Source organism: Bifidobacterium sp. (assembly GCF_022640935.1).
Taxonomy (GTDB): Bacteria; Actinomycetota; Actinomycetes; order Actinomycetales; family Bifidobacteriaceae; genus Bifidobacterium.
This window is the reverse complement of record NZ_JALCCV010000002.1, coordinates 79,251-94,214: the sequence shown is the minus strand read 5'-3', so window position 1 is coordinate 94,214 and position 14,964 is coordinate 79,251. Positions and strand designations below refer to the sequence as shown.

The 14,964-nt window shown below is 59.3% G+C and carries 11 protein-coding genes and 1 tRNA gene; 1 reads left to right on the top strand and 11 read right to left on the bottom strand.

Annotated features, from left to right (window positions below):
* Positions 1 to 32 precede the first annotated feature (32 nt).
* From LKG04_RS01215 to thrS, 3 genes are read right to left on the bottom strand one after another with little or no spacing between them, the layout of a single operon-like run.
* On the bottom strand, positions 33 to 1,085 hold the full coding sequence (locus LKG04_RS01215; protein WP_291758797.1) for a phosphatidylinositol mannoside acyltransferase: 1,053 nt from the start codon (positions 1,083 to 1,085) through the stop codon (positions 33 to 35).
* A gap of 21 nt (positions 1,086 to 1,106) precedes the next feature.
* Positions 1,107 to 1,799: a phosphatidylinositol phosphate synthase gene (gene pgsA, locus LKG04_RS01210; RefSeq protein WP_291758794.1), complete on the bottom strand. Its 693-nt coding sequence runs from the start codon at positions 1,797 to 1,799 to the stop codon at positions 1,107 to 1,109.
* 17 nt (positions 1,800 to 1,816) lie between these two features.
* Positions 1,817 to 3,883, bottom strand: coding sequence for a threonine--tRNA ligase (gene thrS, locus LKG04_RS01205; protein WP_291758792.1), 2,067 nt, complete (start codon positions 3,881 to 3,883; stop codon positions 1,817 to 1,819).
* Between the two features lie 773 nt (positions 3,884 to 4,656).
* Between thrS and LKG04_RS01200 the strand changes: the two genes are divergently transcribed.
* A complete protein-coding gene (locus LKG04_RS01200) occupies positions 4,657 to 5,967 on the top strand; it encodes an MFS transporter (protein WP_291758789.1) in 1,311 nt (436 codons plus the stop codon).
* Between the two features lie 146 nt (positions 5,968 to 6,113).
* On the opposite strand, the gene LKG04_RS01195 is transcribed toward LKG04_RS01200, so the two are convergent.
* The 8 genes from LKG04_RS01195 to LKG04_RS01160 form a co-directional block, all read right to left on the bottom strand.
* A tRNA-Gly gene (locus LKG04_RS01195) sits at positions 6,114 to 6,186 on the bottom strand.
* 553 nt (positions 6,187 to 6,739) lie between these two features.
* Entirely contained in the window at positions 6,740 to 9,616 is a 2,877-nt protein-coding gene (locus LKG04_RS01190) for a phosphatase PAP2 family protein (RefSeq protein WP_291763163.1), read from the bottom strand.
* 362 nt (positions 9,617 to 9,978) lie between these two features.
* Entirely contained in the window at positions 9,979 to 10,719 is a 741-nt protein-coding gene (gene alsE / locus LKG04_RS01185) for a D-allulose 6-phosphate 3-epimerase (RefSeq protein WP_291758783.1), read from the bottom strand.
* 32 nt (positions 10,720 to 10,751) lie between these two features.
* Positions 10,752 to 11,873, bottom strand: a complete 1,122-nt coding sequence (locus LKG04_RS01180) for a PTS fructose transporter subunit IIC (protein WP_291758780.1) — start codon at positions 11,871 to 11,873, stop codon at positions 10,752 to 10,754.
* A gap of 38 nt (positions 11,874 to 11,911) precedes the next feature.
* A complete protein-coding gene (locus LKG04_RS01175) occupies positions 11,912 to 12,223 on the bottom strand; it encodes a PTS fructose transporter subunit IIB (RefSeq protein ID WP_291758778.1) in 312 nt (103 codons plus the stop codon).
* Between the two features lie 117 nt (positions 12,224 to 12,340).
* On the bottom strand, positions 12,341 to 12,802 hold the full coding sequence (locus tag LKG04_RS01170; protein ID WP_291758777.1) for a PTS sugar transporter subunit IIA: 462 nt from the start codon (positions 12,800 to 12,802) through the stop codon (positions 12,341 to 12,343).
* 71 nt (positions 12,803 to 12,873) lie between these two features.
* Complete coding sequence (locus LKG04_RS01165) at positions 12,874 to 13,353, bottom strand: PTS sugar transporter subunit IIA (protein ID WP_291758775.1); 480 nt, start codon at positions 13,351 to 13,353, stop codon at positions 12,874 to 12,876.
* Positions 13,350 to 14,846, bottom strand: a complete 1,497-nt coding sequence (locus LKG04_RS01160) for a BglG family transcription antiterminator (protein ID WP_291758771.1) — start codon at positions 14,844 to 14,846, stop codon at positions 13,350 to 13,352. The genes LKG04_RS01165 and LKG04_RS01160 overlap by 4 nt, the downstream gene beginning before the upstream one ends.
* Positions 14,847 to 14,964: the final 118 nt, after the last annotated feature.

Here is a 14,964-nt window from a genome sequence, read left to right as displayed (position 1 = left end):
GCCGCCTGCGCAGCGTTCGGCGTTGCCTGGCCTCAACGCCTCCTATTGTTGGCGTTTGCATTGTCCCGCGCCATTGCGGCCACAATATCCTGCGGCACATCGGCAAGCCGGGCCAGATCGAGATCCTCGAGGAAGATCGGCTGGAGCATGTGCCAGTCCTCGGGGCGCTGCGCGATCTGCGCCGACCATACATCGACCCATGCCTGGCTGATGGCGCGAATCGCCTGTTCACGCGGCAGCGAACGATACCGGTCGATATCCAGCGGCCCTTCGATGCGGCACACATACCCGTAGCGCGATTTGGCCTGACGGCGGCGCCCGCCATGCAGCCGCTCGCGGAACACATTGGCGACGTACAGCGGCAGCTCGGTATCCAAGGCCAGAGTCGCCGGCCCGCGTGCGACACGAATCGTGGACCCGAAGGCCGAGACGAATTCGCCATGGCGACTCAGATCACGGTCGGCGAGCAGCGGGACGACGACATTCGGTTTTTCCAGCGCCTTTTCAAGTTGCGCGGTGAGGCCTTTCTGGCCGGTCAGCACTACGGTGATGCCAAGCAGTTCGCGGATGCTGACGAAGGTGTCGAGCAGCTCCTGGTTGTTGAGTTTCTCGGCCACCGTCGTGACAGGGGCTAAGTCCTGATGCGCCCAGAACCCGGCGTAATCCCAGTTGCCCTGATGCCCGATGGCCAGCGGCGCCGAACCGGTGGAATCATGCACATACGCCGCCAAGCTCCTGAGCCCTGGCCCGTCGCCGCGCACCCGGGCGCGAAGTTGGTCTTCGCTGCGCGCTCCCACAGTCATGGCCTCTGAGAAATAGGCGAAATACGAGCGCATGCCACGTCGCGAAAGCCGACGCAGGCGGCGACGCGGAGCATGGACTGTAGCCGACTGTTTGATTTCCGCCTGTTCCGTGATCGTTTGCCCCGCACCCAGTACATGACGCAGATTGCGCTCCAGCTGGCGCACTCCCCCGATGCCGAACAGCCAGCACACGTCGGCAGCACACGAGAAAAGCCCGCGCAGCAATGGCTCAGGAATGGATCGCGCGTGCTTGGCGACGGCTATGAGCATGCGATCGAGCATATGGAGGAGCCCCCTTCCCGCCTATTGCGCCTCGACACGCGGCTCGGACACGATGGGCTGGGCCGGCTCCTGCCTGGTCATCTGCCTGCGCACTTCATGGATGCGCTGGAAGACCGTGATCGTGCCAAGCACTGCGAGCAGCACGATGAAGCCCATCAACCATAGGCCATTGCGGAACAGCCCGGTCAGGAACATCCCCACCAGGATGATAACCAGCCGGTCGGATCGTGTGGCGATGCCGTTCTTGGCTTCGTAACCCACCGATTCGGCGCGGGCTCGGGCGTATGAGGTCACGAAGGAGGTCATGACGGCGTAGAGCGCGCAGCCGATGCCGATATAACGCACGTAGTCCGGGGACGTCTCCGATGCGGCGTCATACCACCAGTCGCTATGCAGTTCGAAGAAGAGCATGACGGCAACGAGCACCGCCCAGTCGGCGATGCGGTCGAGCGTTGAGTCCAGAAAGGCGCCGAATTCCGTGCCGCCGGTAGTGATGGCCGCCACCGACCCATCGAGCGAGTCGAAGACGACCAGCACGGCCAACACTAATGTGCCAGGCACCATCCAGCCGGTGACGCCGGTGATGACGGCTGCGATGATCGTGCCGACGGCGCCGATCACCGTGACCATGTCAGCGGTGAGGCCGAGGCGCACCAGTCCGCGCGCTATCGGGGCTAAGACCTTCTTAAAAGGTCCACGTAGTTTTTCGAACATATCGTGTTGGATCCGTCTCAGTCGATCGGCGCGGAAGTTGTCACGGAAGTAGCCGGAGAAATAACCGCCATGAAGTCATCGGCGGAGTTGACCTGGACCCGGGTGCTGATGACCTCGAGAATCGACGCCTTCGCCTGCTCCAGCGGCACGCCGTTGAGCTGGCTGCCGTCGCGGAACCGGAAGCTCACGGCGTTCTTCGACACGTCCTCGCCACCGGCGATCAGCGTGAACGGTACCTTCGACTTGGAGGCGTTGCGGATCTTCTTGCCGAAGCGGTCGTCGGAGCGGTCGAGCTCGCAGCGCACGAGGTTGTCTTCCAGATCCTGGATGAACGTCTCGAGATGCGGCGTGAATTCGTCGGCCACCGGAATGCCGGTCACTTGCACCGGGGCGAGCCAGACGGGGAAGGCGCCCGCATAATGCTCAAGCAGAATGGCGAAGAAACGTTCGATGGAGCCGAACAGGGCGCGGTGGATCATCACCGGGCGCCGATGCGAGCCGTCGGCGGCAATGTATTCAAGCCCGAACCGTTCAGGCAGATTGAAGTCGAGCTGAATGGTGGAGACCTGCCATGTGCGGCCGATCGCGTCACGAGCCTGCACCGAGATCTTCGGTCCATAGAAGGCCGCTCCACCCGGGTCGTCGACGAGTTCGAGCCCGGAATCCGTGGCGACTTCGGCCAAAGTGCTCGTAGCCTCTTCCCACACTTCGTCCGATCCCACGAATTTGTTGGGATCCTTCGTGGAAAGCTCGAGATAGAAGTCGTTGAGGCCGAAATCCTTGAGCAGCTTCAGCACGAAGGTCAGCAGGCTTGCCAGCTCGCCCTTCATCTGCTCTCGCGTGCAGTAGATATGCGAATCATCCTGCGTCAATCCGCGCACACGGGTCAGGCCGTGCACCACGCCGGATTTCTCGTAGCGGTACACTGTGCCGAACTCGAACAAACGCAACGGCAACTCACGGTACGAACGCTGGCGCGATTTGAAGATCAGGTTGTGCATCGGGCAGTTCATAGGCTTCAGGTAGTAATCGACGCCCTGCCTGGTGATATTGCCGTCCTTGTCCCGTTCCTCGTCCAGGCGCATCGGAGGGAACATGCCGTCCTTGTACCACTGCAAATGGCCCGAGGTCTCGTACAGGCCGCCCTTGGTGATATGCGGGGTCTGTACGAAGCTGTAGTGGTGTTTGCGATGCTGCTCGCGCGAATAGTCCTCCATGGCATTGATGACCGCGGCGCCCTTGGGGTGGAAGACGGCGAGGCCCGGCCCGATCTCCTCCGGGAAGGAGAACAGATCCATTTCCTGGCCGAGCTTGCGGTGGTCGCGTCTGGCGGCTTCCTCCATACGGCCGGCATACGTCTTGAGATCTTCCTTGGTCGCCCACGCGGTGCCGTAGATGCGCTGCAGCATCTTGTTGTGCTCGTCGCCAAGCCAGTAGGCAGCCGCCGTGCGTTCGAGCTTGAAGGCCTTGATGTAGCGCGTGTTGGGCAGATGGGGCCCACGGCACAGATCCTTCCAGACCGTGTTGCCCTCGCGATCGACGTTGTCGTACATGCTCAGCTCACCGATGGAAACCTCGGTGGATGCCTCCTCGTCGATCTCGGCCTCTTTCTTGCCGATAAGTTGCAATTTGTATGGCTGTTCCCGCTCTTCCGCACGCGCCTCCTCTTCGCTCACCACACGGCGGCGGAAGGACTGCGACTGCTTGACGATGCGCTGCATGCGCTTCTCGATATCCTTGAGATCCTCGGGCGTGAACGGCTCGTCCACATCGAAGTCGTAGTAGAAGCCGTTCTCGATCACCGGGCCGATGCCGAGCTTCGCGTCGGGGCGAATCTCCTGCACGGCCTGGGCCATGACATGGGTCGCCGAATGACGCATGATCGCAAGCCCGTCGGGGCTGTCCAGCGCGATCGGCTCCACGCTGTCGCCGTCGTTCAGCGGCGTATACAGGTCGCGGGGCTGGCCGTTGAGGCGCACGGCGATGATGTTCTTGTCGTCTGCAAAAAGCTGGACACCCGTATCGTCTGACTTCACCTCCTTCACTTCGCCATTGAGTGTGATGGAGATGAACTGATCCGACATGGGAGGTCCTTTGCTATCGGGGCCCGCGTTACTAAGGGGCAGGCCTGGACTGTGAGTCAACAGAATCACACATTATGTGCGCAACGGGACAACGAGTGGATTGGGGCCGCAGGGCCGCCCGATGCACAATCGCGACACGCGGATTACGGCGCGCGCGAAGGCGATGTCTTCGACACGTCACATAATGTCGGCTAACGGAGCACATCATTTGGCTCCCGGGCATCTGAAGATGCTTATCTGTGGAAAGAGGTCACGGCATGAGGCACGTTGACAATCGGCAGCACGAAGCCATCCGCATGGTTGGAATCGCGCGTCGAATTATCATCGCGTCCTTCACGACGCGCTGATCACCAAACCACATATTTTCATTCCTGGCAATGCGCATATGAAGTTGCGCTAGGTACTTTCGTTGCTATGCGGGCATGGGCAAGGGCCTTGCCTTACTTATGGCGACCGCTGCTGCATCTGGCCATTGGCATCTGCGTGCCGATGCATCTGCATCTCTGCAGGTGATGCACATGGCCCAAGCTGCGTGTATGTGTTATACGCGCCCGTGCCATGGTGAGCGCGACGTTACCCTTCCCAGCCGAGTCTTGCGCACACTGCTTCTCTTCGCCTCGCTGCCAATTCTGGCGCGTGCATATGCACATCCAACGCAGCGACGCCTCTGACATCCGCGGTTTTCCACATGTCCGCATGACTGCTGAGAATCCGGCGGATCCCTCCAACGCAGCCACATCCAAACCAGCTATATCAGAACAAAGGATCGTCACATGACAGATACAGCATTATCCGCAAATTCCGCAGTCGCGCTGAAGCACGATTCGGTAGGCGAGATCATCGGGGCGTCGATGGTCGGCACGGCCATCGAGTTCTACGACAACTACTGCTACAGTATCGCCGCGGCGAGCTACTTCTCCGCCGTATTTTTCCCCAAGTCCGACCCGGTGGTCGGCACCCTGCAATCGCTGCTGACCTTCGCCATCTCATTCCTGGCGCGCCCTTTCGGCTCCCTGCTCTTCGGGCACTTCGGCGACAAACTCGGCCGCAAGAAGACGCTGGTCGTGGCCCTGCTGGTCATGGGCGTCTCGACCTTCCTGGTCGGCGTGCTGCCCGGGTACGCCCAGATCGGCATATGGTCGGTGATCCTGCTGTGCCTGTGCCGCGTATGCCAAGGCCTAGGGCTCGCCGGTGAATGGTCCGGCGCCGCGCTGGTGGCCACCGAGAACGCACCGAAGAACAAACGCGCCCTCTACGGTTCCTTCCCGAATCTCGGGGCGCCGATCGGCTTCCTGTTCGCTTACGGCCTGAATCTGATCCTGACCTCCGTGCTCAGCGCGGACCAGATGCAGCAGTGGGGCTGGCGGATGCCGTTCCTGCTGTCCTCCCTGCTGGTGGTCGTCGGGCTGTATGTGCGCGCCCGCATGCAGGAGACCCCGGTCTATCGCAAGGCCACGGCCGAGCAGCGCACCGCCCGCCATCCCCTGTTCGAACTGCGCCACTACTGGAGGCAAGTCGTGCTGGGCATGTTCGCCATGGGCGTTACCTACACCCTCTTCTACATCCTCGGCACCTGGTCCTTGTCATACGGAGTCAAAGGCCTTGGATTCACACAGACGGAATACCTGCTTATGCAGGTGGTCTCCACGCTGTTCTTCGCTACGTTCATCGTCGTCAGCTGCCTGCAGGCTGACAAGTTCGGCCGTAAGCGCGTGCTGCTTGTCGTGACTGCGGCTGCTCTAGTTTTCAGCCTGCTCAGCCCGGCGCTGCTCTCCGGCCAACGCAATTTCGCCGGCGCGCTGGTGTTCCTTTGCCTCGGCTTCGTGGTCATGGGCAGCCTGTTCGGCCCCTGCGGCGCCTACCTGCCTGAGATGTTCCCCATGAAAGTGCGCTACTCCGGCGCAGGCTTCTCCTACAACCTCGCAGCCATCCTCGGTGGCGCGTTCGCTCCGACCATCGCCACATGGCTTGTGACCAGCTATGGCATCTGGGCGCTCGGCTGGTACATGGGCACCATGTCCGTGCTGGCACTAGTCGCCCTGCTGACGTTCAAGGAAAGCAAGGACGTGGACTTCGAGCGCTGATTCGCGATTCGGCGTGATTCGCGCACTGCGCCACACGTTTTAATCGCGCGACGCGGTTGCGCTCTAATTGTCTGCTCTGGAACGAAGGAGTCGGTTCTCGTTCCGGAACAGACATTTTTATTCGCCAATGACTTCCAAAGATATAGAGCGGACAACGGGACTCGAACCCGCGCTCTCGACCTTGGCAAGGTCGCGCTTTACCAACTAAGCTATGTCCGCGCATGCCGCACCCAAATATCCTAGTGTATCAACGCAAGCACCTCATCAAGCGTGAGCCTTGCGGTTCCTGCCTTCCGTTGTGCAGCCGCATATATTAAACCGTTGCACTGCAACCGAGTCAAGTCATCCGGCGAGTCGAGGCGTTAAGCGGGCAGCCCAGTGGGCTGCTCGTAGGCGAGACTGAGCAGCCGCTAAGGCTGCGAAGAGCGAAGCCAAAGGCTGAGCTATCAGCCAGCATTAACAGACCAGAAAACCATTCAACATTCATCACGTCGAGGCGTTAAGCGGGCAGCCCAGTGGGCTGCCCGTAGGCGAGACTGAGCAGCCGCTAAGGCTGCGAAGAGCGAAGCCAAAGGCTGAGTCATCAGCCAAGCATTAACAGACCAGAAAACCATTCATCTCGGTTGCGGCAGAACATGCTTGTTGAGCCTAGGCACAACAAGCATGCATACCGGGTGATTCCGCTGCCGGACGTGACGATGCCTGACCTTATATCAGTTGTTGCCACATGGGACAGCGGAATCGCAACCCGGAAACCAAAGATTCAGGCGTCTCAGTCTTGGCGCCGGCGCGACGCGATCATGGCAGCAGATCCCATCAGGGCAAGCACTGCGACCGCTACGACAGCCGCAGAAACACTGGCACCGGTGGAAGCCAGTTCCCCATTGGCAGCCTGAGGCGTGCCGCTGCCGTTTGCACCGGCACCGTTCTTGCCGGGCTTGGTCGGCTGGTTGTTATTGTTGCCGTTGCCGCCAGGCTGCACCGGTGTCTTCTCACGGACCACCGAAGCGACTTTCTGCCCTGGCTCGACCTTGACCACATTCTTGCCATCGGCACTCAGCGTCACTTTGGCGCTGTATGCAGCAGTGAGGTTCACACGTGCCCAGCCTTCGCTCGTGGCGTCCAGCGGATAGCCGGATTCGCCCTCCGTCGCGGCGATCACCTGCTTCTTCTGGTTGGCGCTCAAAGCCTTGAAGGCCTCGACGTTGTCCAGCAGGTTGACAGCGGCATCAGGCACGACCGGAGCCTGCCCGGCGGTGCCCGTCTTGTCGAACCCGTAAGACATGCGAGCCTGATATGCGGCCAATGCGGACTTCAGATCGGTGACCGGCTTGGTCGAGACCTCGTCGGTGAATGCGTTGGCGTAGCCATTCGCGTCGTTGGCGCCGGTGGCGTCGATGCAGGATTGCAGGGTGTCGCCGTGGCCGTCGGCCTTGCACTGAGCGGTCAGGTAGTTGACCAGTTCGGTGCGGGCAGCCGCATTCTCCTTGCGCATGGAGTCGTCATTCAGTGCGTTCGCCACGCCGTACTGGCCTGCGATGTGCCCGCCGAGGATATCGAGCGGGTAGTGCACGCCGAGCACGATGCGGTTGTTGCCTGCCTCGGAGACGCGTGTCATGATCTGCGGGCCCAATTCAGGCAGGATGCTCGCCAGACCGGTGCCTTGCGTGAATGCGAAGGTGGTGTGGCCGGAGGGGAAGGAGCCGGAGTTGTACAGCCCGTCGTATTCGTTGTCGAGCGGCTCGCCGTCGCCCCAGTCGAAGTTCTCGTATCCGGGGACCTTCTTGATGTTCAGCGTCTGTGCGGTGCCGTTCATATCCAGCGTGGTACCGTTGTAGTTCACACGATCCACGTAAGGGCGAGGATGCTGATACCAGGCCTTGGCTTTACCGGTGGAAGCGGATTTGTTCATGTCCTCGAGGTACTGCTCGGTTTTGGGCAGCTTGCCGGAGTCCGCAGCCTGCTTGAAGTAGGTTCCCAGCACCGGACCGAGCGCGTCGTACAGCGTGTTGGTGGAATTCATCTGCGCGTCGGACAGTGCGCGCTTGTCCTGGGCGGTCTTGCCGTCCGCGCCGAATGCCGCTTGATTGATGGACTCGGTGAGCTTGTCGTCGTGGCTCAGCACGCCCTTGCCCTCGTCGGTGACGCCCACGCCGGCAACGAAGTAGCGGTTGAAATCCTTGAGCAGATTCGTGATGGCATCAGTGCTGCTGACTTTGGTGACCTTGGGCGCGGCGTTGCCGAAGTTGATGGCGAGAATCGTCTTGCCGTCGGCGCTCAGCGTCACATCGGCGCTGTAGGCCTTAGCGAGATTGAGGCGTTCGAAGCCCTGCGAGGAGGCGTCCAGCGGGTAGCCGGAATCAATCTCGGAGGCCTCGAGCACCTGCTTGCGCTGCGCGGCGTTCAGATCCGGGAATGCAGTGAGCAGCAGATCCTCGGCTCCTGCAGGGACCTTCGGCGCCTGACCGGCTGCGGAGGTCTGCGCGAACCCGTAGGTCATGCGAGACGTGTAAGCCTCGATGGCGCTGGAGCGATCGGTCACCGGCTTGGTTGAAACCACGTCGGTGAAGGTGTTGACGTAACCCTTGTCGGCGTTCGCGCCGAGCTTGGTGACGCATTCCTCGACCGTGGAGCCGTTGCCATCAGCCTTGCAGCGGGCAGCGATGTAATTCTCGAGTTCATTGTGCGCCGGCAGCAGCTCATTCGTGCGGAACCCGGCATCGGACCACAATGCGCTCGAACCGGCCGTGGCGGCGATGCGCCCGCCCATCACATCCATTGGATAGTGCACGCCGAGCACGACGCGGTTATTGCCCGCTTCGGAAGCGCGGGCCATGATCTCCGGCCCGAGTTCAGGCAGCAGCGTGGATAGCGCGATGCCGCGGTTGTAGGCCTTCGTGGTATGGCCGGAGGGGAAGGCCTGCGAAGGCTCCTGATAATCCGTGTAGTCCTCGCCGAATTCTTCTCCGTCCTGCGAAAACATCGGAATATGAATGATGTCCAGCTCGGGCTTGAGTCCGTTGAGATCGGTGTCGCCGCCGATGGTGCGGTCCATGCCCTGATCCGCCTTGGTGAAATATGGACGCGGATAGTTGAAGTCCTTCTTGGCACTGCCGGTGCCGACGAAGCCGGACGTTGCCACCGGGCTGGAGGCATCGAATACGAGCGCGTTCGTTTTGGGCAGCGAGCCGTCGCTCAGGCCTTCGCGCAGGTATTTGCCGATGGTGTCGCCCAACGCAGTCGAATACGAGGTAATCGCGTTGGCCGGGCTGTCACTCGCATCGAATGCGGCACGCTGCGCCTGCGTGTAGGTGCCATCCACTTTCGTGGTGTCCTTGGCTGCATGATTGTTGATAGCGACGACCGTGTCATCGCTATATCCAAGCACGGAGCGCCCAGCATCTGTCACGCTGCCTCGGAACGCATCGCCATTGGCCGTATTGTTGACGACTTTCTTCGGTGTCCACCAATTATTGAATTCGCCCAGCAGAGCGGTGATATCCGGCTTGCTAGCCGGGTATGCCGTCGCAGGCTGCGCCGCCTGGGCTACTGCCCCGCCGCTCAGGAGCATCGCCAGCGCCGCAGCGCCCGTTATAGCTCTGAACGCTCTATCGCGCTGTGTTCGGTGTCGTTGTGTTGCCGTTCTCATTCCACATCCATTCCTCATATCGGATACGCCGATGCGCCCGCAAGGAGCATCATCGGCAGGTTGGCGATTCCAGTGTGGCCCCGGCGTACGGCGAACGCGCAGGAAGTCGGAGAGATATCACCCCCGCGTAAGCCAAAGTTCACTTTGGCATGCATTCCGCCGAATCTTCTATGCGCGGCGCTGCAACCAAAGACGCCCGCCTGCGCAATCCATATGCGGACTGCGCAGGCGAGCGCGAAACATTCGTTATCGAGCAATACCAAGGAGGGGAAGAGGTACCCCTAGATGTGCCAAGAGGCGAAAATGCTTGGTACGATCAGCAGAACTACCTTGTCTCTCGGCACTGTACAACGGCTCAGTTCTCAAGCCACGCGCGAAGCCGCCCCCGAGTATTCGGCTCGGTATATGCCGTTGTCGAACGGGAACCCGGTGGACTGCTCATATTCGCGCGTCATCTGGTTCCAAGAGTCTTCGATGCTGTTGGTCAGCCCGAACAAACCGCTGCGGCCAATGACATAGATATCCGGCCTGGCATCCGAAATCATCTTCCAGTGCTTAAGATTCGTGGAACCGTCCATTTCGATTGCATATCCGTATCCATGCTCTTCGCGCAGCTGTCTGAGCCTGACGATCTTGCCGAGCGTTCCTTCGAGGAAACGCCGTCCGGCGAAGCCCGGGTCGATGGTCATGATAGTGATCTTGTCGAGTAGATCGATATATGGCAGCACCGTCTCGATCGAGGTCTCGGGGTTGAGCACGGCTCCGGCCTGAAGTCCGGCGGCGTGGATGTCGTCGATCATGCTGAAAGCGACCCCGTTCGCCACTTCCGAAGGAAAGCAAATCGCGTCGCAGCGCACTTCGATAAGCCGAGAGACCCAGAATGGGGCGTCGGTGACCATCATATGAGCAGAGAGCGGCACATCGGATATTTTCTTGACCTGCTCGATGAACCACGGCGACAATGTGAGATTGGGAACGAAATGACCGTCCATGATGTCGACATGATATGAATTTACCTTGTCGTTCAGGAAACCGATCTGCTCCTTGAATTGGTCAAGGTCCATCGTCATCAACGAGGGGGAAAGCTGTATTTGTTGAGGCATTATCTTACTCGATTCTTGAAATTCGCAGTCTTTTACATAACCTGGATGTCATCCAGCGCGATGTCGGCCTCATCCGAGACGGCTGTTTTTGCAACCGACGGCTGTGATCCGAGATCCTTTTTGATCAGGGCGTACACGATGCCGGTGACCAGCACGTTCGCCGCAATGGCGAGGAGGCCGACCCACCAATTCGAGCCCATCGTCGGCAGCATCAGGAATCCGCCGAATGGCACGGTCGCGCCCTCGCCGTGGGCCAGACTCATCAAAATCGCGCCCTCGACCATGCCGCCCAAGCCTGCAGCTACGACGCCACGGATCAAATCGTTGAGCACGATAGGGATGGAGCCTTCGACGATGTTGACCACGCCCATGGGAACAGTGGATTTGAGGGTTTCGATTTCCTCATGCGTGTAGATGTTCTTGCGGATCAGCTTGGCGACGAGGAATGCGAAACCAAAGCCGATGGGCGTGGCGGTGTTGGTCAGCTGCAGCGCCGTGACCGGGCCGTTGATGCCTTGGGCCTGCAAAGTCAACGCGAAGGCGAAGACGGTCTTGTTGATCGGGCCGCCGAAATCGACGATGCTGAGAGTTCCGATCACAGCGCCGAGAATGAGGTTGGACACGCCGTTCATGCTGGCAAGCAGATTCGTAAGCCAGTTCGTGAACCAGGAGATGGGTGTGCCGATGACGTAAACCATGATCAATCCGCTTGCAAACGAGGCGATGAAAGGCACGATCAATGTCGGCATCAGTCCTTTCGCCCAGCTCGGCACCTTGAAGTAGCGCAGCACGGCGAAGGCGAGCCAACCGGCGATATAGCCACCGACGAGCCCTCCGATGAATCCTGCGCTGATGGCGACTGAGGCCAGACCGGTCACGAAACCGGGAGCGATGCCAGGTTTTCCCGCAATGGAAAATGCAATGCCAGTCGCGATGATGACCGGAAGCAGCCCCAGCGCCTTGCCGCCAAGCGTCGCCAGCGCCTGGAAGAAGTCGAACTTCCCCATGACCAGCGAGTCTTGGGATTTCCCGCCGAAAGCCATGCCGATGGCGATGAGGAAACCAGCGCCGCACACAATCGGTATCAGATAGGATATGGCGGTCAGCAGGTGTCCTTTGAAATTAGCTTTTTTCCAGAATTCTTTCATAGTCATAATGACGTCCTTGTCTTGTGATGGTGATGGTAGTGGTGTTATTTGCCGACGATCTCGTGAAGCTTGGCCACGAGCTTGTTCGGCGATTTGATCGCCGTGTCGGTGGATACCTTGACGACTTTCTTGCCGTTGAAGCGCTCCTCGTTCGCGATCTTGACGTCGACCGCAAGCAACACGATGTCGGCTTCGGCGATGTCTTCGGGCGTCAAGGCATTCTCGATGCCGATGGTTCCCTGGGTCTCGATCTTGACGTCGTCGCCAGCGGCTTTGGCCGCATCCTCGACTTTCTGCTGCGCTAGATAGGTGTGTGCTATGCCGATGGTGCATGCGCTCACTCCGACGATTTTCATGGTGTTTCTCCTTTGGTTAGTGTGGTTATACGTGGGTAGGGATGTGGCGCTGATCTGCCGCTTCGCTAGCAGTGCGACGTTCGGCGCAACAGCAGTTTGCGGCGCGACAGCGGGTTTTCAGTCGGCGAATGCTCCAATGACGTCATCGGCGCTTCGAGCGTGAAGCAGCGCTTCAACAACTTGGGATTTGGCCAATTTGCGTGCGAACATCGACAACAGCTTGAGATGCTCCTGCGCCCCATCGTCATTCGAGCCGACGGTGAACAGCACCACGGCTTTCGCGCCGGTCTCGTCGAGGGACTCCCAAGGGATTTCGTTCCGGAGAATCGCGATGGCCATCCCGTTTTTGCGCACCGTGTCGCTTCTGCCGTGGGGAATGGCAACGTGGCCGCCTATCCCGGTGGCACCCTCCTGCTCACGCTCATGGACGGCTGCGATGAATGCCTCCTGCGATTCGATATAGCCCTGCTTGAGCAGCAGCTGTGTCAAGGCGGCGATGACATCGTCCTTGCTGCGCGCCGCAAGATCGGTGACGATCGTGTTGCGGTCCAGGACAGTGCTCAGCGATGGTTCGCTCATGGTTGTTCTCCTTGTTGTTGATGGAATGTACGGAGTGAATGTGCTACAGAGTTGGATGTTGAGCGTGGAATCTATTGGGTCGTTGGAGATCTTCTGCGCTTCCGGCCTGCGGCACAGTCCGGAAGCAACTGCAGCAGGGTTTCCCGCACTTCGTCGCATTCGCCTACCGAGAATGTCTGCGTTATCCTCTCATCGGCAAGTCGCTGGAAAAAATTTTTCAGCACGGCCGCGTCGTGCTCGCTAGGCCGTTCCGGGAGCAGCGTGACAATCAACCTGTCAACTGTTGCAACGCCCTGCCAGCCGGACAATGCCTCACGCAGTTTGACGAACAGCATGATGGCTTCGTCAGCGGCATCACTCTGCGCATGCGGGACTGCGAGGTTGTCGGCGATCAACGTGTTGCCAAAGCTCTCCCGCTGCCGCAGAGCGGCGGCGACGCGCTTGCCGTCATTGATGAGCCCGCGGCTCTCCAGGTATTGCGCCATGGATTCGACCAGCGAGTCAGCGTCGTGCGCACACCATTGCGGCTCCCACGCAATCAGCGATTTCATCGGCTCATCCCCTTGCGAATGCGATCGACCTCGTGTTCCAATTGCTCTTGATCCTCGCCAGTGAACATTGCGCTGACTACCAATGTCGCAATATGCACGCTCGAAGGCAGCCCGACTGTGGAAATCACAAGATCGACCTCGTCATGGCTGGCGAGCGAGTCCTTCAGATCGCGGACGGCAACTGTTTCTACGATGTTGAGTTCGGAGAAGCGTCGTTCTATTTTGGCCTTCAGCAGTTGCGCCGTACCCAAGCCGGTCGTGCATACCAGAAGGATGTTGATTGGGGCATGCATGTTCTCCAACGCCTGGGCGAAATAGACGGTGATGAAGCCATTTTCCTCATCATCGATGGAGTTGAGGCGGTAGCGTTGCACTAGCTGCGCCGATGCCTCGCGCACGACATCGAAAAGATGCGGGTATTCAAGCTTGATCTGTTCGAGGAGGTTGTTCTTCACGCTGATGTGATTTTCCAGTCGATTGAGCAGAGGCTTGATATGGTTGGCGAGGCTTGCGAAGAGATCGTTGCTGCCGATGTCGTGGTAGCTCGGATCCTCGCTGACTCTGTCGATCAGGAAGTCCGTGACAGCGCGGACTTGCTCAGGTATTTCGCTGACGGTGATGCGCCCGCTGTCGATACGCGATGAGGTCAGGTATTGGTACAGATTCGCGACTTCGACGCCGGGCAGGGTCGTATCGAGGTAATCGTCAAGGTTCCTGATCACGCACTCACAGACTTTCGCCAGCCCCTGCTGTTGCATGCTCACCAATTGCGCATCATCGCCTGAACTGGTATCGATCAATGCTCCTGCGCCGCGGTACCGCTCGATCAGAATGTACAGGTGCGAAAACAGATTCACATTGTAGGGATAAGGGATTTTGGCATGGGTCAATTCTTCGATCAGATCGAGCTGGTGCGTGACGAATGCACTGTCCCTGCGCTGCATACGCTGATCCGTATGTCCAAAGTCCTCGTCGAGTATGCCGCTGTCGGTAATGAGCAAATCGTTGATGGACCGACGCACATCCGCTTCGGAACCCTCGATCCAGATCTGGTCATAACTGCGGTTCAGGATGAGATGGTACTGCTGCAGCACGCTGCGCAGGATCTTGATATCGGATGAGATGGTCGAATCACTGACATAGAACTTGCCCCACACGGCATCAATGCGATAGCTGTGCGGCGATGCAACCAGCAGCTGGCGCAGGACGGCGTCGCGCCTGCCCATCGACGTCATCCGATTCGGATCCACAAGCCTTTCGGCATTGCTGTCGCCATTAGCTGTCACAAGATAATGCTGGCGGTCTATACGATAGCCGCGGCCCCTTTGCGATTCGATAATTGGCGCGTTCGGATGCTGGGCGTTGATCTGCTTGACATTGCGAGTGATGGTTTTGGTGGAGACACCCAGCACGGCGGAAAGCTGCTCTCCCGATACGAACCCACGATGGTTCATGAGATAATCGATCAGTGCCTGTCTGTGTTCAGTCGTCATAGCCTTATGCCTCCTTGCTAAGCCAAGACTGTAATGCAGAGCGGATTAGAAAATGCAGACGTTGAAGACATCATCCAGTCTGTTGCCAACAGACATATCTTCCGTTGGCAACAGACAT